This is a genomic window from Micromonospora phytophila, assembly GCF_023656545.1.
Taxonomy (GTDB): Bacteria; Actinomycetota; Actinomycetes; order Mycobacteriales; family Micromonosporaceae; genus Micromonospora; species Micromonospora phytophila.
This window is the reverse complement of the sequence record NZ_JAMOKF010000033.1, coordinates 1-20,591: the sequence shown is the minus strand read 5'-3', so window position 1 is coordinate 20,591 and position 20,591 is coordinate 1. Positions and strand designations below refer to the sequence as shown.

The following is a 20,591-nucleotide window of genomic DNA, read 5'->3' as shown; positions in this document are numbered from 1 at the left end:
CCGCCACCGGCCGCGCCACCCCACCGCCGGCCCCCTGACGGGGTGACCGGCGGTGGGGGGCGGGTCAGGCCGGCTCGTCGACCGGCGCGGGCCCGGTCGCCGGCACCGGATCGTCGACGGTACGGCGGGGACCGGTGAACCACTTGCGGGCCGAGGCGTACCACCAGCCGCCGACCAGCAGCAGTACCCCGCCGACGGCGAGCGGTGCGTAGTTCACCGCCGACCAGGAGAAGTCGGGGCTCCCGGGCACCCCGGCCGGGACGATCGGCAGCACGAAGTAGACCGAGATCACCGCGATCTCGATCACCGCGATCCAGCCGAGCAGCTTGTACTTGCGGCCCAGCGTCCACGGCCCCGGGGTGAACCGGTCGCCGAGGCGCAGCCGCAGGGCGATCGGGATGATGAACGACAGGTAGAGCCCGATCACCGCGACCGAGACCACCGCGTAGAAGGCGACCGGCACCCCGGCGGAGCTGGAGTAGAGCGCCGGCAGGGTGAGCACCAGCCCGGCCAGCGTGGCGCCGATGATGGCGTTGACCGGGGTGCCGTTGCGGTCGACGCGCGACCAGAGCCGCCAGCCGGGCACCGCCCGGTCGCGGCTGAAGGCGTACGCCATCCGGCTCATCGACGTCACGCAGCTCATCCCGCAGAAGAACTGCCCGATGGTGGAGATGATGATGACCGCCTTGAAGAAGACTGGGGTCAGCGCGGACTCGAAGATGGCGCCGGAGAAGCCGCCGGCGGCGTTGACCGCCTCCACGTCGGTGGCGGCGAAGAGGAAGGCCAGCAGCAGGATCCAGCCGCCGACCGCCGAATAGAAGATCGACTGCCAGAGGCCCCGGGCGGCGGCCTGGGAGGCGCCCCGGGTCTCCTCCGACACGTGCGCGCAGGCGTCGAAGCCGGTGATCGTGTACTGGGTGAGCAGGAAGCCCAGGGGCAGGACGTAGAACCAGAAGGTCAGCCCACCGGTGCCGCCGTCGGCGAACCCGGAGTTGTTGAACCGCTCGGTGAAGACGAACTGGAAGCTCTGGTGCTCATCGGGGACGAACACCAGGATGGCGACCACGGCGGTCGCGCCGGCCACGTGCCACCAGACCGAGACGTTCTGGAGCACGTCGATGATCCGGTGCCCGAAGATGTTGATCAGCCCGTGCAGCACCAGGATGATCACGAAGAGCACGAACGCCTGCCGCAGCGTCCCCGCCCAGCCGTCGAAGAGCGCCGACAGGGTGAGGTTGAGGAAGGTGGCGCAGCCGTAGTCGACCGACGCGGTGACCGCGATCAGGCCGATCAGGTTCAGCCAGCCGGTGAACCAGCCGTGCACCGGGCGGCCCATCTTCGCCGCCCACCAGTAGATACCCCCGGCGGTCGGGTACGCGGACACCAGCTCGGCCAGGCAGAAGCCGATGATCAGGATGAACAGCGAGATCAGCGGCCAGCCCCAGGAGATGGCGACCGGCCCGCCGTTGTTCCACGCCTGGCCGAAGGTGGTGAAGCAGCCGGCCAGGATCGAGATGATGGAGAACGAGATGGCGAAGTTGGAGAAGCCGCTCCATTTGCGGCGCAGCTCCTGTTTGTAGCCGAGTTCGGCGAGTCGTCGGGCGTCGTCGTCCATCGGCTGCTCGGCGGTCGGCACGGGCGTCGTGGCCACTGCACACCTCCTCGAGGTGGTTCCCCGGTGCGAGTGGGCACAGTGTCGTCCCGCTGATCAAGGTGGTCAATACGTCACGGGTGGGGATGTCGCCGTCACCCGGGCTAATTGCGTTGCCGTCCGGGCCGCCCGGGCCGCATCCTTGACCTCGTGACCAGGCCCGATCGCGACGGGCCACCGCCGGGCGCTCGGACCGCCGGCGGCACCGCGGCGGCGCGGGGGCACGTCACCTCTCTCTCACCGGTACGCCGCACCGCGCCGTACCCGACTCCGCCCCCGCGCCGCCGCCCCCATCTGCCGTAGCCCGCCGCCCCCACCCGTCGGACCGGTGACGTGGGCGGGGGTCAGGCGAACACCAGGCCGGCCACCCAGAGCCCCGCGATGAGCAGGCCGGCGAGGAACTCGACCAGCATCGACAGCCCGGCCGCCCCCACCGCCTGCTTCGTCGCCGGCCAGGCGAGCTGGTTGCTGCCCAGCCGCAGCCGTTCCGCGCCCCACACCCCGCCGACGAAACCGAGCACCAGCCCGACCACCGGGATCACGAAGAAGCCGACCAGGCCCAGCAGCCCCCCGGCGAGCAGCGACGAGGTGGGCACCCCGGTGCGTTTCAGGTTGCGCCCCGGCCAGGCGTACTTCACGACGGTGCCGCCGGCGGCGACCACGGTGGCGGCGGCGAGCACCGCCCAGCGTCCGGCGCCGGCGCCGCCGAAGAGCGCCCACACCAGCACCCCGCCCCAGCAGAGCGGCAGCGCCGGGAGGCCGGGAACCACCACGCCGGCCAGCCCGGCGAGGATGGCCAACGCGGCCAGCACCGAGACCGCCGCCTGCGAGTCCGTCAGGCTCATGCCGCCACCCCGCCGCCGCCCAGCCGGGCGGTGATCTCCGCCGCCGGCGCCGGTGGGCCGAAGAACCGCCCCTGCCCGGTGTCGCAGCGCAGTGCCCGCAGCCGCTCGGCCTGCATCCCGGTCTCCACCGCCTCGGCGGTGACCCAGAGTTCCAGCGCGTGCGCCAGCCGGACCAGCGCGTCCACGATCCGCTCGTCCCGGTGGTCGACCGTCGCGTCCGGCCCGTCGCCGCGGATCCCCTCCACGAAGGGCCCGGCCAGCTTCAGGCAGTGGATCGGCAACCGACGCAGGTACGCGAGGTTGGAGTACCCGGTGCCGAAGTCGTCGATCGCCAGCCGGACGCCGAGCGCGGCCAGCCGGTGCAGCGACCGCAGCGGCTCCCCGGCGCTGCCCATCACCGCGCTCTCGGTCAGCTCCAGTTGCAGCAGGTCCGCCGGGAGCCCGCTGGACGCCAGCGCGTCGGCGACGGTCTCCACGATCCCCGGGTGGTCGGCCTGCCGGGCGGCGAGGTTGACGCTCACCACCAGCCGTGCGTCCGGGAACTCGCGCCGCCACGCCTCGGCGTCCCGGCAGGCCTGCCGCAGCACCCACTCGCCGAGCCGGACGATGAGGCCGGTCTCCTCGGCCAACCCGATGAACCGGTCCGGGCCGATCAGCCCCAGCTCCGGGTGCTGCCAGCGGACCAGCGCCTCCACGGCCAGCATCGAGCCCTCCAGCAGGGACACGATCGGCTGGTAGTGCAGCACGAACTCGCCCCGGTCCAGCGCCGCCGGCAGCCCGGCGACCAGCGCGGAACGGGCGATGTCCCGGGCGCCGCGCTCCGGGTCGTAGACCGCCCACCGGCCACGGCCCTCCGCCTTCGCCCAGTAGAGCGTGGTGTCGGCGGCCTTCATCAGCTCCGAGGCGCTGGTCGCGCCGACCGGGCAGTCGACGATGCCGATGCTGGCCGAGACGGCGAGCTGCTGGTCGTCGATGCGCACTGGGGCGGAGACCGCGGCCAGGGCGGCCTCGGCTACCGCCACCGCGTCGTCGATGCCCTCGCCGTCGTCGACGAGGATGACGAACTCGTCCCCACCCATCCGGGCGACCAGGTGGCCCCGGCCGGCGACGCACTCGGCGAGCCGGCGGGCGATCACGATCAGCAGCCGGTCGCCGAGATCGTGGCCGAGACTGTCGTTGATCGCCTTGAAGCCGTCCAGGTCGAGGAAGCAGACCCCGACCCGGCGCTCCGCGTCGCTCACCTCGAAGACCTGCCCCAGCGTCTCGAAGAACAGGGTCCGGTTGGGCAGGCCGGTGAGCGGATCGTGCAACGCCTGAAAACGCAGCCGCTGCTGGAGTTCGTACCGCTCGGTGATGTCCTCGATCATCGCGACGGTGAACCGGGGGCGGCCGTCGTCGTGCCGGATCAGCGAGACGGCCAGGTCGGTCCAGACCACGCTGCCGTCCTTGCGGTAGTAGCGCTTCTCGACCCGGGCGCTGTCGTGCTTGCCCTCGAGCAGCTCCTGGTAGAGCTCCCACATCCCGGCCGCGTCGTCGGGGTGGAACAGCGACGCCACGTTGATCTGCCGCATCTCCTCGACGGAGTAGCCGAGCATCTCCGCGAACGCCTGGTTGACCTCGATGATCCGGCCGTCGATGCCGGCGATGCCGATCCCCGTCGCCGCCCCGGTGAACACCGCCCGGAACCGGGCCTCGCTGTCGCGCAGCGCCTGCTCCACCTCGTCTCGGGCCTGCCAGGCGGAGCGGGCGATCCGCTCCTGCTGGGCGAAGGTGCGGTCGCGCAGGGCACGGGCGAACCCGGCGGCGAGCCCGCCCTGCAACGCGGCGACCCGGTGCACCGCCTCGTCCCGGTGCGCCCGGGCGGGCAGCACCTGGGCGAGGAAGTCCTCGCCCAGGGCGCGTACCGACCAGTCGAGCACCGGCGGTTCGGTCAGGTGCTCGTCGATCAGCGTGCGGCCGACCTCCTCCGCCGGCCGTGCCGAGAACGGCTCGGCCAGCAGGGCCTGGGCCAGCCGGACGGTGTGCAGGAGCAGCAGCCGCTCGGTCTCGGCCGCGCTGAGCGGCACGAAACCCAGCCGGCGTACCGCCCGGGTCCACTCGGCCGCGTACCGCTGGGCGCCCGACCGGCTGACCTCCTCCCCGCCGGGGTGCGGGACGGCGGCCATGGGATCAGCCGGCGGGCTGGTCGTACCGGGCGACGCCGCCGAAGGCGCCGAACCGCTCCGGGTGGTCGTCCACGTCGGACGGTGAGTCGGGTCGCCAGAGCGGCATGTGCACCACGCCCGGCTCCAGAAGCGTCCAGTCGCCGAAGAAGCCGGTGATCTCGGCCCGGGAGCGCAGGGTGATCTCGGTGTCGGTGCGTGCCGAGAGCCGCTGGGCGTCGAGCATCTCCTGCGGCTGGTCCTCGAAGGTGGAGTGTGAGACGACCAGGTAGCTGCCCGGCACCGCCGCGGCCCGCAGGGTGGCCAGGATGTCGCCGGGGCGGTCGGCGTCCGGGATGAAGTGCACCACCCCGGCGAGCAGGATGCCCACCGGCCGACCGAAGTCGATCAGCCCCAGCTCGCGGGCCTCGGTGAGGATCCGCTCCGGCTCGCGCAGGTCGGCGTGGATGACGCCGGTCAGGTCGTTGCCGGCGAGCAGCTCCCGGCTGTGGGCCACCGCGACCGGGTCGATGTCGACGTAGACCACCCGGGCCTTCGGGTTGGCCGTCTGGGCGACCTCGTGCACGTTGCCCACGGTGGGGATGCCCGAGCCGATGTCGAGGAACTGGTCGATGCCGGCGTCGAGCAGCACCCGTACGGCGCGGCGCAGGAACTCCCGGCCGGCGCGCATGGTGGCCGCCAGGTTCGGGGTCATGCCGGCGATCTGCTCGGCGAGCTGCCGGTCGATCTCGAAGTTGTGCGCGCCGCCCAGGAAGTAGTCGTACACCCGGGCCGCGCTCGGCCGGGAGAGGTCGATCTCGGCGGGAAGTCCGTCCGGCATCTGCACTGCTGCACCCCAAGTCGTCGCCGCGGTGCGGGAGGGAACCGGTGCCGGGGCGTGTGCGGGCACGCGAGCACCGGACGACCCGCGGATCGTGTGGTGCTCACCACTCTAGGCCGCACACACCCGGCTCCGGGAGATCCCATAACCCACTTCGTCGGCCCCGAAGAAGCCCGTGACCGACCGGACACGCAGCGCAGCCGGGGTAGAACTCCGGGGCCTCGCCGGTGTGCCCGCCCGACTGTCACCCGCGCTGTCCACAGCAGACGACGAACGGCTGGACCGGTTGCTCCACCAGGGCCGGACCGCCGGAACCGGCCAGCGGGCAGGGGGCGGCGCCGGTCAGCCGGCGGCCTCCAGCATCAGTGAGATGCCCTGCCCGACGCCGACGCACATGGTGGCGAGCGCCCGCCGCCCGCCGCGGCGGCGCAGCTCCAGCGCGGCGGTCAGCGCCAGCCGGGCGCCGCTGGCGCCCAGGGGATGGCCCAGCGCGATCGCCCCGCCGTTGGGGTTGACGTGCTCGGCGTCGGCCGGCAGGCCGAGCTCCCGCAGCACCGCGACGGACTGCGCGGCGAACGCCTCGTTCAACTCGACCACGTCGACCGAGTCGAGGCCGACGCCGAGCCGGTCGAGCAGCTTGCGGGTGGCCGGCACCGGGCCGACACCCATCACCCGGGGCGGCACGCCGGCCGCGGCGGCCCCGCTGATCCGGGCCAGCGGGGTCAGGCCGTACCGGGCCACGGCCGCCTCCGAGGCGACCAGCAGCGCCACCGCCCCGTCGTTGACGCCGGAGGAGTTGCCGGCGGTCACCGTGCCGCCCTCACGGAACGGGGTGGGCAGCGCGGCGAGCTTCTCCAGCGAGGTCTCCCGCGGGTGCTCGTCGACCTCGACCAGCTTCGTCTCGCGCCGCCCCGCCGGGACGGTCACCGGCACGATCTCCTCGGCGAACCGGCCGTCGGCCTGCGCCTTCGCCGCGCGCTGCTGCGAGCGGTACGCGAACTCGTCCTGCTCGGACCGGCCCACGCCGTACTCGGCGGCGACGTTCTCCGCGGTCTCCGGCATCGAGTCGACGCCCCAGTGCTTCTTCATCAGCGGGTTGACCAGCCGCCAACCGATCGTGGTGTCGTACACCTCGGCGGCGCGGGAGTACGCGCTCGTCGCCTTCGGCATCACGAACGGCGCGCGGCTCATGCTCTCCACCCCGCCGGCGACCAGCAGGTCGGCCTCGCCGGCCACGACGGACCGCGCCGCGGTGGCGAGGGCGTCCAGACCGGAGCCGCAGAGCCGGTTGACGGTGCTGCCGGGCACCTCCTCCGGCAGGCCGCCGAGCAGCGCCGCCATCCGGGCCACGTTGCGGTTGTCCTCGCCGGCCTGGTTGGCGCAGCCCAGGATGACGTCGTCCACCCGCGCCCAGTCCACCGACGGGTGCCGGGCGACCAGCTCGCGGATGACGTGCGCGGCCAGGTCGTCGGGGCGTACGCCGGCCAGGGCGCCGCCGTACCGGCCGATCGGGGTGCGGACTCCGGCCACCAGGTATGCCACGGTCATCGCGCGATCCTTCGGGGGTGGGAAGGGGCTTCGGCGGGCGCCGTCCGGGGTCACGGTGACGCCCGGCTGCCAGGATATCCGCGCGGGCAGCGGATAGGTTGACCCCATGGCCCGGGCCCAGTTCAGCGCAGAGACCAGCGGCGGCGGCGAGTTCGTGCGCCAGCCCAACCGGTTCACCGGTCGGGTCAGCCCCGATTCCGACTCCCCGCCCGGCGGCGGGCCGGACGCGCAGGGGCGGTGGCCGCTGGAGCCGGGCCGGTACCGGCTGATCTGGTGCCGGGCCTGCCCGTGGGCGCACCGGGCCCGGATCGTGCGCGGCCTGCTCGGCCTGGACGACGCGATCTCGCTGGGCACGGTCGACCCGATCCGGGACGAGCGCGGCTGGCGGTTCAGCCTCGACCCGGACGGCTTCGACCCGGCGCTCGGCATCGGCTACCTGTCGGAGGCGTACCTGGCGACCGACCCCGACTACACGGGTCGGGTCACCGTGCCGGCGCTGGTCGACACGGTGACCCAGCGGGTGGTCACCAACGACTACCCGCAGCTCACCCTGGACTTCTCCACGCAGTGGCGCAGCCTGCACGCCCCCGGCGCGCCCGACCTCTACCCGGAGGCGCTGCGCCCGGAGATGGACGCGCTGATGGCCGAGATCCACCGCGACGTCAACAACGGCGTCTACCGGTGCGGCTTCGCCACCTCCCAGGCGGCCTACGACGAGGCGTTCCACGCGCTCTTCGCCCGCCTGGACGCGCTCTGCGAGCGGCTGGCCGACCGGCGCTACCTGATGGGCGACGCGATCACCGAGGCAGACGTCCGGCTCTTCACCACGCTGGTCCGCTTCGACATCGCGTACCACGGGCACTTCAAGTGCAACCGGCACAAGCTGACCGAGCTGCCGGTGCTCTGGGCGTACGCGCGGGACCTGTTCCAGACGCCGGGCTTCGGGGAGACGGTCGACTTCGACCACATCAAGCGGCACTACTACGCCACCCACACGGCGATCAACCCGACCGGGATCGTCCCGCTCGGCCCCGACCTCTCCGGCTGGACCACGCCGCACGGGCGTGGCTGAGCCGCTCCCGACCGGCCGGGCGGCGAGCCCGCCGCGGGTCGCCGCCGCGTCGGCCGCCGCCGGCTGTCTCCTCGCCGGGACGGCCGCGGTGATCGTCGCGGTGGTCGGCGGTCCCGGTCCGGGCCTGGCCGGGTACGTCAGCGAGGCGGGCGTCACCGACAGCGCGTACGCCCCGACGTACCGGATCGGGGTCTTCGCCCTGGCCGCCGGGGTGCTGCTGCTCGCCGCGGCGCTGCTGCCGGCGCTGCGGGCCGCGGCGGCCCTGCTCGGGGTCGGCAGCTTCGCCACGGCGTTGTCCGCTTCGGTGACGTGCAGCGCCGGCTGCCCGTTGCCACCGTTCGAGCGGGCGACGGTGGCCGACCTCGTGCACGGCGGGGCGAGCATCACGGCGACCGCCACCCTGGTCTTCGCGATGCTGGCCGTGGCGTTCTCACCGGCGGCGCCGCCGGTCCTGCGGCGGCTGTCGGCCCGGGCGGCGGTGGTGGCGCTGCCGCTGGCGGCGGCGGTCGGTCTGGCGATGCTCCTCGTCGGGCGGGGCGCGGTGGTCGGGGTGCTGGAGCGGCTGTTGCTGGCCGTGGCCGCGCTCTGGGGCCTGGCCACCGCGACCGCCGTGGCCACCGCGACCGGCGTGGGGGACGCCCGCGACCCGGTGGCGCCCGGGACCGGCCGCGACGGCGGACGCCCCGCAAGCCGACGCTGAGCGGTGAACGCCCCCGGCAGAGGCACGTAAGGAGCGTCACGCTGACCACTCCTTCCACCTTCGCGGGCGGGCGGCGTAGCCTCGGCAGGCGATGACCAACGTCTGGCACCTCACCGTGCGCCTGTATGTCGACCTCCGACTGCAGGCCAGCGGCGTCTGTCCGGCGCAGCCGCTCTCCTGACGCTGCCCGCACCGACCTCCGGACCCTTGGACTCATCCTCATGGCTTCCGCCCTGCGCAAGATCCCCTTTTCCGTGCAGATCCTGCTCGGCCTCGTGCTCGGCGTGGCGCTCGGCTTCCTCGCCCGCGCCAACGACCTGAGCTGGCTGACCAGCACCCTCGACACCGTCGGCGGCCTCTTCGTCCAGCTGCTCAAGCTGGCCGTACCGCCGCTGGTCTTCACCGCCATCGTGGTCAGCGTGGTCAGCCTGCGCGGCGTGGCCAACGCCGCCCGGCTGGCGCTGAAGACCCTGCTCTGGTTCGGCGTCACCGCGCTGATCGCGGTGAGCATCGGCATCGGGCTCGGCCTGCTCACCGACCCGGGCCGGGGCGTCACCCTGGACACGGCCGGCGCCGCCGCGCCGAAGAAGACCGGCTCCTGGACCGACTTCCTCGCCGGCATCGTGCCGACCAACCCGGTCGGCGCCTTCGTCGAGGGCAACGTGCTCCAGATCGTGTTCCTCGCCCTGGTCGTCGGCGCCGCGGCGCTGCTGGTCGGCGAGGCCGCGGAGCCGTTCGTCGCGCTCAACCGGTCGCTGCTGGAGATCGTGCAGAAGGCGCTCTGGTGGGTGATCCGGCTCGCCCCGATCGGCACCCTCGGCCTGATCGGCAACGCCGTCGCCTCGTACGGCTGGGACCTGCTCGCCCCGCTCGCGAAGTTCACCACCGCCGTCTACGTCGGCTGCGCGATCGTGCTCTTCGTGGTCTACCCGCTGGTGCTTCTCGCCGCCGGCCGGCTCAACCCGCTGCGCTTCTTCGCCGGCGCCTGGCCGGCGATCGAGCTGGCCTTCGTCTCGCGCTCCTCGGTGGGCACCATGCCGGTGACCCAGCGGTCCGTCGAGCGGCTCGGCGTCCCTCGCGAGTACGCCTCCTTCGCGGTGCCCTTCGGCGCGACCACGAAGATGGACGGCTGCGCGGCGATCTACCCGGCGCTGGCGGCGATCTTCGTCGCCCAGGTCTTCGGGGTGGACCTCGGCGTCACCGACTACCTGCTCATCGCCTTCGTCTCGGTGGTCGGCTCGGCCGCGACCGCCGGCCTGACCGGCGCGATCGTGATGCTGACGCTGACCCTGAGCACGCTGGGCCTGCCGCTGGCCGGCGCCGGCCTGCTGCTGGCCATCGACCCGATCCTCGACATGATCCGCACCGCCACCAACGTGGCCGGCCAGGCGCTGGTGCCGACGGTCGTCGCCGCCCGCGAGGGCACCCTCGACCGTGCCGCGTACGACTCCGTCGGCCGGCGGTCGCCGCTCGCCCCGGCGGTGGGTGACGCCGGCGCCCGGCCCGACCGGTCCGACGAGTTGAGCCCCGTGCCGGCCTGACCTTGCGGTCCCGGCCGCACCATCCGCCCAGCGCCCGACGCGCCGCCGAGCCGGGGAGGGCCCCGAGTCGCGGGGTCCTCCCCGGCGTTGACAGAGGATGACCACATGAGTGCCCTGTTCACGCCGCTGGCCCTGCGCGCGGCGACCCTGCCCAACCGGATCGCCCTGGCGCCGATGTGCCAGTACACCGCCGGCCCCGACGGCCTGCCCACCGACTGGCACCTGGTGCACCTGGGCACCCGCGCCGTCGGCGGCGCCGGGCTGGTGCTGACCGAGGCCACCGCCGTGCTGCCGGAGGGGCGGATCAGTCCCCAGGACACCGGGCTCTGGTCGGGCGCGCACGTCGACGCCTGGCGTCCGGTGACCGCGTTCGTCGCCGCGCACGGCGCGGTGCCGGCGGTGCAGCTCGCGCACGCCGGGTTCAAGGCCTCGACGTACCGGCCGTGGGCGCCGCGGCGGGGCGGGGTGCCGGACGCCGAGGGCGGCTGGACCCCGGTCGGCCCGGGCGACGCGCCGTTCGTCCCCGACTACCGGGTGCCCACCGCCCTGGACGAGGCGGGGATCGCCGGCGTCGTCGAGGCGTTCGCGGCGGCGGCCGTCCGCGCGGTGGACGCCGGCTTCGCGGCCGTGGAGATCCACGCCGCGCACGGCTACCTGCTGCACGAGTTCCTCTCCCCGCTGACCAACCACCGGGTCGACCGCTGGGGCGGCGACCGGGCGGGGCGCATGCGCCTGACCCTGGAGGTGGCCCGCGCGGTCCGCGCGGCGGTCGGCGAGGACGTGCCGGTGCTGGCCCGGATCTCCGCCACCGACTGGACGCCCGACGGCTGGACGGTCCAGGACAGCGTGGTGCTCGCCGGCGAGCTGGCCGGCGCCGGCGTGGACCTGGTCGACTGCTCCTCCGGCGGCGCCTCGGCCACCGCGACGATCCCCGTCGGCCCCGGCTATCAGGTGCCGCTGGCCGCCCGGGTGCGCCGGGAGGCCGGGGTGGCCACCGGCGCGGTCGGCCTGATCGTCGAGCCGGAGCAGGCCGAGCAGATCGTCGCCGGCGGCGAGGCCGACCTGGTGCTGCTCGGCCGCGAACTGCTCCGCGACCCGTACTGGCCGCACCGCGCCGCCGCCAAGCTCGGCGCCCAACCCACCTGGCCCCACCAGTACACCCGCGCGGCCTGACCCACCCACCCACCCACCCACCCGGTCCCACCCTGCGGCCCGTCGATCATGAGGTTGGCGGGGAGAATTGCCCGTTTCCCACCCGCCAACCCCATGATCAACGGCGGGGAACAGGGGGTGGGGGTTAGCCGGCGAGGTGGGACCAGTGGGGTTCCAGGGCGGGCCAGGGGCCCTGGGCGGCGACCGTGCCGGCCTGGAGGACCACGACGTGGTCCGCGCGGACCAGGGCCGCCCGCTTCGACGTCGAGCCCACCACGGTTACCCCGTGCTCGCGCAACGCCTGCCAGAGCGCCAGCTCGGTGGTGACGTCCAGCGCCGAGGACACGTCGTCGGCCACCAGCAGCTCCGTGCGCGGCGCCAGCGCCCGGGCCAGCGCGAGGCGCTGGAGCTGCCCGCCGGAGAGCCGGGTGCCCTTGTGCCCGATGAGCAGCCCGAGCCCGCCCCCGGCGGCGGCCAGGTCGTGGTCGAGCTGGGCGGTCGAGACCGCCGCCGCGGCGTCCACCCGGTGGCCCAACGTGATGTTGTCCGCCACCGTCCCGGAGAGCACCCGGGGCAGCTGGCCGACGTAGCCGACCTGGTTGGGGCGCAGGAACAGCTCCGGTTCGTTGACCGGCTCGCCGTTCCAGCTCAGCCGGCCGGTGTGCGGCACGATTCCGGCGAGCGCACGCAGCAGGGACGACTTGCCGGAACCGACCGGCCCGACCAGCAGCACCAGCTGCCCCCGTTCCACCGTCAGGTCGACCCCCCGGACGGCCGTCACGCCGTCGGTGTGCCGGACGCCGAAGCCGGTCAGCTCCAGTCGGCGCAGCGGGTGCCGGGGCGGCACGGCGGGCGCCGGGGCGGTCCCCGCGCCCAGGTCCACGTCCGGCACCGCCGCCGAGTACGCCGCCGTCCCGGTCATCGCCACCGTCCGCCGGGTCCACACCCGGGCCGAGGGGATCTGCGAGACGAACGACGCGGTCGTCCAGGCGAACCAGCGGGCCGCCGCGAGGGTGGCGACCGCGACCAGGGTGGCGCCGGCGGAGAGCTCACCGGCCAGGTACAGCGCCCACGCGCCGATCGGCAGCAGGCCACTGACCAGCGACGGGGTCGACCGGGACCACACCTGCACCGAGATCTCCCGGCGCTGGCGGTCGCTGCGGACCACGTCCAGGTCGGCCAGGTGGGCCAGCACCGGCCGGGTGGCGCCGGCCAGTTTCACCGTACGGGCTGCGGAGAGCGAGGAGACCAGCGCGGTGGCGAACGCGGCCCGCGCGGCGACGGTGGCCCGGGCGGAGCGTTCCAGCCGGGGCCCGAACAGCGTGGCGGCCAGCCCGGAGACCGCCATCGTCCCGGCGAAGAAGAGCCCCGGCACGACGCTGCCCGTGACGGCCGTCATCGCGACCAGCAACAGCACGGCGACCGCCTGGTCCATCACGTTGTCGGCCAGCTGCACCACCCGTTCGGTGTCGCCGCCCTGGGCCACCACCTCCGCCGGCGTGTGCCCGCTGACCCGGCGCGGGCCGGTCTGGCCGTGCACCAGGCGCAGGCTGATCCGCAACATCTGCCGGACCCACCACTGGGGGAACCAGTAACCGGTGTAGTAGGGCACCGGCACGGTGATCAGCAGGCCGAGAGCGATGCCCCACGCCGGGAGCCAGGGGTCGCCGACGCCGTCGACCAGGTCCGCCCAGAGCCACGGCAGCACCGGACCGTCCAGCCCGACGATCACGACCAGCAGGAACAACGACAGCGACAGCAGCCCGTACCGCGGGTCGTTGAGGCACAACCGCACGATCTCCCGCAGGCTGCGGGCGGACGACTCCGTCGGGTCCGGCGGCTCCGTCGCCCCCGGCGACGACCGTCGACGCTCGGCAGACGCGTCGCCGTCCACCACCGCCACCGTCCCGTCCGGGGCGGTCCCGCCCGGGGTGGTCCCGCCCGGGGTGGTCCCGCCCGGGGTGGTCGCGGGCGAGGCGGTCGCGGGCGGAGCGGTCCCGTCGGGAGTCGGCGTCGGCGGGACCGCGGCCGAGGGGGCGGCGGGCCACGCGTCCGCCGGGTCCGGACGGGTCAACAGGTCCACCCCGCCGGCGCGGCCCCCCGACGCCGCCTGGGCGTACGCGGTGGCGTGGCTGGTGGCGAGCAGTTCGGCGAACCGTTCCGACTCGCGCAGCGGACCGGCCTCGACCACCGTGCCGTCGGCCATCACCACCACCTCGTCGCAGCGGCGCACGGACGAGAGGCGGTGGGCGATGACGATGCCGATCCGGTCGCGCAGCAGCCGCTCGGTGGCCTGCTGCACCCGCGCCTCGGTCACCGGGTCGAGACGGGCGGTCGCCTCGTCGAGGATCACCACGTGCGGGTCGCGCACCAGGATCCGGGCGAAGGCGACCAACTGCTCCTGCCCGGCGGAGAGCACGTGCCCGCCCTCGCCCAGCCGGGTCGCCAGGCCGTCGGGCAGCTCGGCGATCCAGCCGGCCAGCCCCAGCTCATGCAGCGCCCGGGCGGCGGCGTCGAGCAGGTCGGGGTCGAAGAGCGCGACGTTCTCGGCGAGCGTGCCGGCGAGGATCTCGGTGCGCTGGGGCACCACGGCGACCCACCGGCGCAGCTGCTCGACGTCGAGGTCGCGCAGGTCGCACCCGGCCAGGAAGACCGTGCCGGGCGGCAGGTCGACGGCCCGGGTGAGCACCTTGGCCAGCGTCGACTTGCCGGAGCCGGTGCGCCCGACCAGCGCGTACGAGCGGCCCCGGACGAAGGTCAGGTCGACGTCCCGCAGGGCGGGGCCCCGCCCGCCGTCCTGCTCCCCGACCGGGTAGCGGAAGGTCAGGCCCCGGACCACCAGGTCGCCCTCGGTCGGGGCGGCCCCGCCGACGGGTTCCTGCGGGGAGCCCGCCAGCAGTTGCACCCGGCCCCAGGCGCCCAGCGCGTACTGGAGCTCGGGCACCATCCGGCTGACGTGCTCGACGGTCATGCCGAACCCGATGACGAGCAGCCAGATCGCGGTGAGCCGGGCGCCGTCGACCCGCCCGGTGGTCAGCGCCCACGCCCCGCCCAGCACCACGGCGGCGATGCCGACCCGGATGGCGCCGGCGGCCACCGTGGTGACCTGGGCGGACATCCGCCACACCCGGACCCCACGGGACAGCACCTCGGCCGCCCGCCGGGCGTAGAGCCGCAGCACGTACGGCCGGGCCAGGCTGGTGCGCACGTCGTCCTGGCCGTGGACGGCCTCCTCCATCACCGCGGCCAGGTCGGACCAGGCCTCCTCCTCGGCCATCCGGGCCGGGCCGATGCGCGCGGTCGGCCGGCGCAGCGCGACCACGAGCAGCACGGTGAGCAGCAGCATGCCGAGCCCGGCCGGCCACCAGACCGCCAGGGCGACGACCGTCGACAGCAGGCCCACGGCCAGCCCCTGCGCGATCCGTACGCCGTGGTTCCGCACCGAGGCCGCGACCTGGTAGACGTCGCCGTCGATGCGGTCCAGCAGTTCGCCGACCGGGGTGGTCTCCAGCGTCGGCAGGTCCTGCCCCAGCGCCACCCGACACAGCCGGCGGCGGACGTCGGCGGACCAGTCCGCGGTCAGGCCGGCCATCAGCAGACTGACCGCGAGATCGCTGAGCACGGCGGCGACCAGCGCCACCGCCAGCACGGCGAAGAACCCGGCGGAGCGGTGAAGCAGCACCGGGCCGGCCAGCGCGGCGGCGGCCGCCTGGCCGCCGCCGCCCAGCACGATCAGGCAGATCGCCACCGTCATCCGGCGCGGCGAGGTGACCCACAGGTCGCGGAGCAGGCGCATGGGTGGGTCCCTCCGAAACGCGGTGGCGGAAGCTCCAGCCTGCGGGTACGGGCCGAGCCGCTCAACGCATTTACGCCCGGGTCGCCCGCGCGGCGGAGGCCGGACGCCCTGCGGGACGGGCGCTCCCGCAGCCCGTCCGGGCGCGTCGGAGTCAGGCCCGGCCGCTGGACCGCCGTCCCCGGCGGGACACCGAGTCGAGGATGACCGCGGCGAGCAGCACCGCAGCGGTGATCATGAAGCGGACCGACGAGTCGAGCTGCAACAGGAACATGCCCGAGGTGATCGACCCGAGCACCAGGCTGCCGAGCAGAGCCCCGTACGTCGAGCCGCGTCCGCCGAAGAGGCTGACCCCGCCGATCACCGCCGCCGCGATGGCCACCAGCAGGGTGTCGGCGGCGCCGGTGGCCTGGCCGGCGGCGTACCCGCGCGAGGCGATCAGGATGCCGCCGAGGGCCGCCAGTGTGGAGGTGAGGGCGAAGACGGAGATCCGGATCAGCGTGACGTTGATGCCGGCGCGTCGGGCGGCCTCCACGTTGCCGCCGACGGCGAAGATGCTTCGGCCGTACCGGGTGCGGCGCAGGACCAGGTCCATGACCACCACCAGGGCGAGCAGGATGAGCAGCGCCGCCGGGACGCCCTGCCACGCGTTGAGCACCCCCACGGCGACCGCGACCAGCACGGCCAGCCCGACGATCCGCAGCAGCGACCGGGGCATGCTGCGGGTGGGCAGCCCGGCGGCGACCCGGCGGCGGGTGTCCAGGAGCACCGCCGCCGCGTACGCCAGCACGGCGAGCGCCCCGAGCAGCCAGCCCGTGCCGTAACCGAGGTTCACGTGGGTGATCCGGCCGATGAAGCCGGTGTACGGCAGGTTGATGGTGCCCTCGGGCTTGAGCAGGAAGAGCTGCAGGCCCTGCCAGCCGATGTTGCCGGCCAGCGTGACCACGAAGGCGGGCACCCCGAGCCGGGCGAAGATCGAGCCCTGCACGGCGCCGATCGCCATGCCCAGCAGCAGCGCCACGATGATCGCGGCCACGTCGCCCCAGCCGTTGCGGACGGTCAGCACGGCCAGGGCGGCGGCGGCCACCCCCGCCACCGAGCCGACCGAGAGGTCGATCTCCCCGAGCAGCAGGACCAGCACCACGCCGACGCTGATCGTGCCGGTGGCGGCGATCTGGAGGGTGAGGTTGGAGAGGTTCTGCGGGCTGAGGAACCGGTCGTTGAGCGACTGGAAGACCACCCAGATCACGATCAGTCCGATGATGACGGGCCAGGCGCCCAGCTCACCGGTCCGCACCCGGCGCCGCATCGCGGTCAGCGGCGAGAAGCCGTCCCCACCACCCGGCCCGGTCTGGACGCTGTCTCCGGCCGGTGGTTCCGGGCTGGTCGTCGACGTGCTCAACGGGACACCTCCTCGTACCTCTGCCGGGTGCCGCCGGCCGGGCCCGGCGCCGGACGGCGGCTCACAACTGGTCCCGGGGTGCGGCCCGGCGCGCCGGGCCGCTGTCGTCCCCGTCCGGGCCCGGCGGCGGCGTGCCCCGGGCCCGTCGCCGGCTGACCGCGTTGTCCAGGGCCCCGGTGATGGCCTGGACGATCTCCTCCTGGCTGGTCCGGTCCGGGTCGAACACCCCAGCGGTACGCCCCAGCCGCAGGACCACCACCCGGTCCGCGACCGCCTTGACGTCGGCCAGGTTGTGGCTGATGAGCAGCACTCCGAGGCCGCGCTTCTTGAGCCGCTCGATGAGGTCGAGCACCTCGGCGGTCTGCGCGACGCCCAGCGCGGCGGTGGGCTCGTCGAGCAGCACCAGCCGGGGTTCGCCGAGCAACGACCGGGCGATGGCGACCGACTGCCGCTGGCCGCCGGAGAGCGCGGCCACCGGCACCCGCACCGAGGGGATCTTGACCGAGAGGCTGGTGAGCAGTTCGCTGGCGCGTCGCTCCATCGCGATCTCGTCGAGCAGGCCGGCCCGGGTCACCTCCCGGCCGAGGTAGAGGTTGGCGACCACGTCGAGGTTGTCGCAGAGCGCCAGGTCCTGGTAGACGGTGGCGATGCCGAGGGCGCTCGCGTCGGCGGGTCGCCCGATCTGCACGCCCCGGCCCGCCCAGCGGATCTCCCCCGAGTCGGCCGGGTTGACCCCGGCGATCACCTTGATCAGCGTGGACTTGCCGGCCCCGTTGTCGCCGACCAGCGCCACCACCTCGCCGGCGCGGACCTCCAGCGACACGTCGGAGAGCGCCTGCACCGCGCCGAACCGTTTCGATATGCCCGACATCGCGAGCACGGGAGTGTCGGTGGCCGTCACCCGTCCGCCCGCTTCAGGAGATGCCGGCCGCGGCGCACGGCTCGGCGAAGGCTCCGGAGCAGATCTGCTCCCGGGTGTAGAAGCCGTCCTTGATGACGGTGTCCTTGATGTTGTCCCGGGTGACCGGGACCGGGTCGAGGAGCACCGACGTGACGTCCGCGGTGCCGTTGTTGCGCTTCTGGGTCGGCCGGCCGGCGTACTGCTGACCGGTCGCGGCGGCCACCGCCATCGCCGCGGCGATCTCCGCCTCCGGCTTGATCGCCTTGTAGACCGTCATGTACTGCTCCCCGGCGACGATGCGCTGCACGCCGGCGAGTTCCGCGTCCTGGCCGGTGACCGGCGGCAGCGGGCTGGGGAAGCCACCGCCCTTCATGGCGGCGATCGCGCCGCCGGCCATGCCGTCGTTGGCCGCGTAGACGCCGATGATCCTGCTGCGCCCGAGCGCCGTGACGGCCTGCTCCATCTCCTGCTGGGCCCGGTCGGGCGACCAGTCCGGGGTGTCGTACTCCTGGCCGATGTTGACCTTGCCGTCCAGCACCGAGTGGGCGCCGGCCTTGAAGTCGGCGGCGTTCGGGTCCGTCGGCGATCCGTTGATCATGACGATGTCGCCGCGCTTCGGGTCACCGCCCCGGGTCAGCGCGTCGAGCAGCGCCTGGCCCTGCACCTGCCCGACCTTCCGGTTGTCGTACGAGACGTAGTAGGAGATCGGGCCCTCGGCCAACCGGTCGTAGGAGACCACCGGAATGTTCTGCGACCTGGCGTTGTTGACGATCGCGCCCGCGGACTTGGCGTCCACCGGGTCGAGGATGAGCACCTTGACGCCCTGGGTGAGCATCGCCTCGGCCTGGGACTGCTGCTTCGCCGGGTCCTGGTCGGCGTTCTGGTAGAGCACCTGGCACTTGTTGCAGAGCTGGCTGAGCTGCGCCTGGATCAGCGGCCGGTCGAAGGTCTCGTACCGGGTGGTCTTCGACTCCGGCAGCAGCAGGCCGATCTTGAAGCCGTTCGCCGTGCTCTCCTGGCCGGCGGGGGGTTGCTGACCATCGCCGCCGTCGTCGTCACCGCCCCCGCCGCACCCGGCAGCCACCAGACAGGCGGCGAGCAGGACACCGGCCGCCGTCACCCTCCCGCGATGTCTCGATGCCATCCGCCACCTCCTGGACTCCGGTCGGCGGCGCGACGCGCGCCCCGCCGCACCCACGACTGACCCTGTCAGCTTCGTCCAGTTCAAGCGGGTTGATGGTGAATATGGACGTTCTTCCAGGGCTGCGGGGCGGGCGGTGCCCCCGCAGCGCCGGACCGGTCGGCGGGCGCCGCTGCGGAAAGACTGCTGCGCTCAGGTCCCCGCGACCCGGCGGACGATGCCGAGCAGCGCCTCCTGGACCTCCTCGATCGGCCGGTCCGGCTGGAAGACCAGCCAGTCCACGGCCACCACCAGCCCGACGCCGAACAGCGCCGACGAGGCGGTCCGCACGTCCAGGTCCTCGGGCAGGTCGCCGCCGGCCACCCCGGAGCGGACCGTCTCGGCGATCACCTCGATCGCCTCGCCGCGCAGCAGCCGCAGCGTCTGCTGCCACTCCCGGTTGGTCCGCCACATCTCGGAGAGCAGGAGCTGGGCGAAGGCCCGGTACCGCCGGATGTACTCCAGTTCCGCGCGGACCAGCGCGGCCAGCGCCTCGCGCGGCGGCAGCCCGGCCACCGCGGCACGGAACTCGGCCGTGAGCAGACCGATCCCGTGCCGGAGCAGTTCCTCGAAGAGCACCGTCTTCGAGGCGAAGTTGTAGTAGACGGTGCCCTTGGCCACCCCGGCGCGGGCCGCGATGTCGTCCACGGTGGTCGCCGAGAAGCCCTGCTCCGCGATGAGTTCCACGGCCGCCTCGAAGAGGCGTTGGCGGGTGTCCTCCCGCCGCCGCGACCGTCCGTCCGCCATTGGCCCTCCCCGTCCACCCACCCGGCCCACGAGCATCCTCACATGGTCAGCTCGGGGTGCAGCGCGGCCGGGGTGAGCCGCCGGGACCGGCGGGCGGCGGCCACGGTGAGCGCCAGCGCCCCGGCGCCGAAGCCGGCGAGCACCAGCGCACCCGTGACCACCGGCCCGCCCGATCCGCCGTTGACGGCGTGCCGCACCGCCGCCACCACGTAGCTCATCGGCAGCCACGGGTGGATCTGCTGGAAGAAGCCCGGCGAGGTCTGCACCGGGTAGGTGCCCCCGGACGAGGTGAGCTGGAGCATCAGCAGGGCCAGCGCGGCGAGCCGCCCGCCCGGCCCGAACTGGACGCCGAGCCACTGCATGATCGCGGTGAAGGCGAGCGAGACCAGCGCGAGCAGGCCGAGGGTGGCCGCGGGCCGGGCCGGGTCCAGCCCCAGCACCAGGGTCACCACCGCGAAGAGCACCCCGGCCTGGGCCAGCCCGATCGCCGCGGCCGGCAGCCAGCCCGCCAGCGCCACCCGCCAGGCGGGGGCGCCGGACATCACGTGCCGCCGGTTGACCGGCCGCAGCAGCATGTACGTGATCATCGCGCCGACCCAGAGCGCCAGCCCGAGGAAGTACGGGGCGAAGCCCACGCCGTACGAGCCGGCGGGGTTCCGGGCGGTGTGCTCCAGGGCCACCGGGTCGCCGAGGATGCCGGCGCGGGCGTCCGCGTCGTCGTACCCGGGGATCTTCTCCGCTCCGGCGGCGAGCCCCTCGGCGAGGTCGCCGGCGCCCCCGCCGAGCCGGGTCAGTCCGTCGGCGAGGTCACCGGTGCCGCTCTCCAGCCGGGTGAGGCCGTCGGCGAGCCGTTCACCGCCGGTGCTGAGCCGGTCGAGGCCGCCGTCGAGTTGCCGGGCGCCGGTGGCGAGCCGGAACAGCCCGCCGCGCAGCTCGTCGGCGCCCGTGGCGGCCGTGCCGAGGCCGTCGCGCAACTTCGCGCTGCCCTCGGCGAGCGTGCCCAGCCCAGAGGCGAGTTCGTCCACCTTCGCCTTCGCGGCGGCGACGTCGTCGGCCAGGTGCGGCGCCGCGGCGGCG

General features: G+C 74.1%; 15 protein-coding genes. 4 read left to right on the top strand and 11 right to left on the bottom strand.

Annotated elements, in window-relative coordinates:
• Nucleotides 1-64: 64 nt before the first annotated feature.
• The 5 genes from NCC78_RS07600 to pcaF all read right to left on the bottom strand — a co-directional run bounded on the left by NCC78_RS07600 (nucleotide 65) and on the right by pcaF (nucleotide 7,026).
• Nucleotides 65-1,651, bottom strand: coding sequence for an amino acid permease (locus tag NCC78_RS07600; RefSeq protein ID WP_250792775.1), 1,587 nt, complete (start codon nucleotides 1,649-1,651; stop codon nucleotides 65-67).
• A 344-nt stretch (nucleotides 1,652-1,995) separates the two neighbouring features.
• Nucleotides 1,996-2,496, bottom strand: a complete 501-nt coding sequence (locus NCC78_RS07595) for a DUF456 domain-containing protein (RefSeq protein WP_250792774.1) — start codon at nucleotides 2,494-2,496, stop codon at nucleotides 1,996-1,998.
• Nucleotides 2,493-4,661, bottom strand: coding sequence for a putative bifunctional diguanylate cyclase/phosphodiesterase (locus NCC78_RS07590; RefSeq protein ID WP_250792773.1), 2,169 nt, complete (start codon nucleotides 4,659-4,661; stop codon nucleotides 2,493-2,495). The genes NCC78_RS07595 and NCC78_RS07590 overlap by 4 nt, the downstream gene beginning before the upstream one ends.
• Nucleotides 4,662-4,665: 4 nt before the next feature.
• The gene (locus tag NCC78_RS07585) at nucleotides 4,666-5,484 is read right to left on the bottom strand and encodes an SAM-dependent methyltransferase (RefSeq protein WP_250792772.1); all 819 of its coding nucleotides are present in this window, start codon (nucleotides 5,482-5,484) and stop codon (nucleotides 4,666-4,668) included.
• Between the two features lie 336 nt (nucleotides 5,485-5,820).
• Nucleotides 5,821-7,026 (bottom strand): 3-oxoadipyl-CoA thiolase, encoded by a 1,206-nt coding sequence (gene pcaF / locus NCC78_RS07580; RefSeq protein ID WP_250792769.1) that lies wholly within the window; start codon nucleotides 7,024-7,026, stop codon nucleotides 5,821-5,823.
• A 106-nt stretch (nucleotides 7,027-7,132) separates the two neighbouring features.
• Between pcaF and NCC78_RS07575 the strand changes: the two genes are divergently transcribed.
• From NCC78_RS07575 to NCC78_RS07560, 4 genes are all read left to right on the top strand, one after another.
• A complete protein-coding gene (locus tag NCC78_RS07575) occupies nucleotides 7,133-8,098 on the top strand; it encodes a glutathione S-transferase family protein (protein ID WP_250792765.1) in 966 nt (321 codons plus the stop codon).
• Nucleotides 8,091-8,798 (top strand): DUF998 domain-containing protein, encoded by a 708-nt coding sequence (locus NCC78_RS07570; RefSeq protein WP_250792760.1) that lies wholly within the window; start codon nucleotides 8,091-8,093, stop codon nucleotides 8,796-8,798. Before NCC78_RS07575 ends, NCC78_RS07570 begins: the two co-directional genes overlap by 8 nt.
• Before the next feature lie 233 nt (nucleotides 8,799-9,031).
• Entirely contained in the window at nucleotides 9,032-10,339 is a 1,308-nt protein-coding gene (locus NCC78_RS07565; RefSeq protein WP_250792807.1) for a dicarboxylate/amino acid:cation symporter, read from the top strand.
• A gap of 105 nt (nucleotides 10,340-10,444) precedes the next feature.
• Nucleotides 10,445-11,512 (top strand): NADH:flavin oxidoreductase/NADH oxidase, encoded by a 1,068-nt coding sequence (locus NCC78_RS07560; protein WP_250792758.1) that lies wholly within the window; start codon nucleotides 10,445-10,447, stop codon nucleotides 11,510-11,512.
• 124 nt (nucleotides 11,513-11,636) lie between these two features.
• On the opposite strand, the gene NCC78_RS07555 is transcribed toward NCC78_RS07560, so the two are convergent.
• The 6 genes from NCC78_RS07555 to NCC78_RS07530 all read right to left on the bottom strand — a co-directional run.
• The gene (locus tag NCC78_RS07555) at nucleotides 11,637-15,287 is read right to left on the bottom strand and encodes an ATP-binding cassette domain-containing protein (protein WP_250792756.1); all 3,651 of its coding nucleotides are present in this window, start codon (nucleotides 15,285-15,287) and stop codon (nucleotides 11,637-11,639) included.
• Between the two features lie 151 nt (nucleotides 15,288-15,438).
• Nucleotides 15,439-16,686, bottom strand: a complete 1,248-nt coding sequence (locus NCC78_RS07550; protein ID WP_250792752.1) for a sugar ABC transporter permease — start codon at nucleotides 16,684-16,686, stop codon at nucleotides 15,439-15,441.
• 61 nt (nucleotides 16,687-16,747) lie between these two features.
• Nucleotides 16,748-17,557, bottom strand: a complete 810-nt coding sequence (locus NCC78_RS07545) for an ATP-binding cassette domain-containing protein (protein ID WP_250792794.1) — start codon at nucleotides 17,555-17,557, stop codon at nucleotides 16,748-16,750.
• 43 nt (nucleotides 17,558-17,600) lie between these two features.
• Nucleotides 17,601-18,731: a sugar ABC transporter substrate-binding protein gene (locus NCC78_RS07540; RefSeq protein ID WP_250792749.1), complete on the bottom strand. Its 1,131-nt coding sequence runs from the start codon at nucleotides 18,729-18,731 to the stop codon at nucleotides 17,601-17,603.
• A gap of 189 nt (nucleotides 18,732-18,920) precedes the next feature.
• Nucleotides 18,921-19,514, bottom strand: a complete 594-nt coding sequence (locus tag NCC78_RS07535) for a TetR/AcrR family transcriptional regulator (RefSeq protein ID WP_250792747.1) — start codon at nucleotides 19,512-19,514, stop codon at nucleotides 18,921-18,923.
• A 38-nt stretch (nucleotides 19,515-19,552) separates the two neighbouring features.
• Nucleotides 19,553-20,591, bottom strand: a 1,039-nt coding sequence (locus tag NCC78_RS07530) for a YhgE/Pip family protein (protein WP_250792745.1), incomplete at its 5' end; no start/stop codon positions are given.

Excerpts from the sequence above, each read along its gene's own strand:
- NCC78_RS07540 (WP_250792749.1), bottom strand. The coding sequence starts at position 18,731 with ATGGCATCGAGACATCGCGGGAGGGTGACGGCGGCCGGTGTCCTGCTC.
- pcaF (WP_250792769.1), bottom strand. The coding sequence starts at position 7,026 with ATGACCGTGGCATACCTGGTGGCCGGAGTCCGCACCCCGATCGGCCGG.
- NCC78_RS07595 (WP_250792774.1), bottom strand. The coding sequence starts at position 2,496 with ATGAGCCTGACGGACTCGCAGGCGGCGGTCTCGGTGCTGGCCGCGTTG.
- NCC78_RS07535 (WP_250792747.1), bottom strand. The coding sequence starts at position 19,514 with ATGGCGGACGGACGGTCGCGGCGGCGGGAGGACACCCGCCAACGCCTC.
- NCC78_RS07555 (WP_250792756.1), bottom strand. The coding sequence starts at position 15,287 with ATGCGCCTGCTCCGCGACCTGTGGGTCACCTCGCCGCGCCGGATGACG.
- NCC78_RS07575 (WP_250792765.1), top strand. The coding sequence starts at position 7,133 with ATGGCCCGGGCCCAGTTCAGCGCAGAGACCAGCGGCGGCGGCGAGTTC.
- NCC78_RS07560 (WP_250792758.1), top strand. The coding sequence starts at position 10,445 with ATGAGTGCCCTGTTCACGCCGCTGGCCCTGCGCGCGGCGACCCTGCCC.
- NCC78_RS07590 (WP_250792773.1), bottom strand. The coding sequence starts at position 4,661 with ATGGCCGCCGTCCCGCACCCCGGCGGGGAGGAGGTCAGCCGGTCGGGC.
- NCC78_RS07545 (WP_250792794.1), bottom strand. The coding sequence starts at position 17,557 with ATGTCGGGCATATCGAAACGGTTCGGCGCGGTGCAGGCGCTCTCCGAC.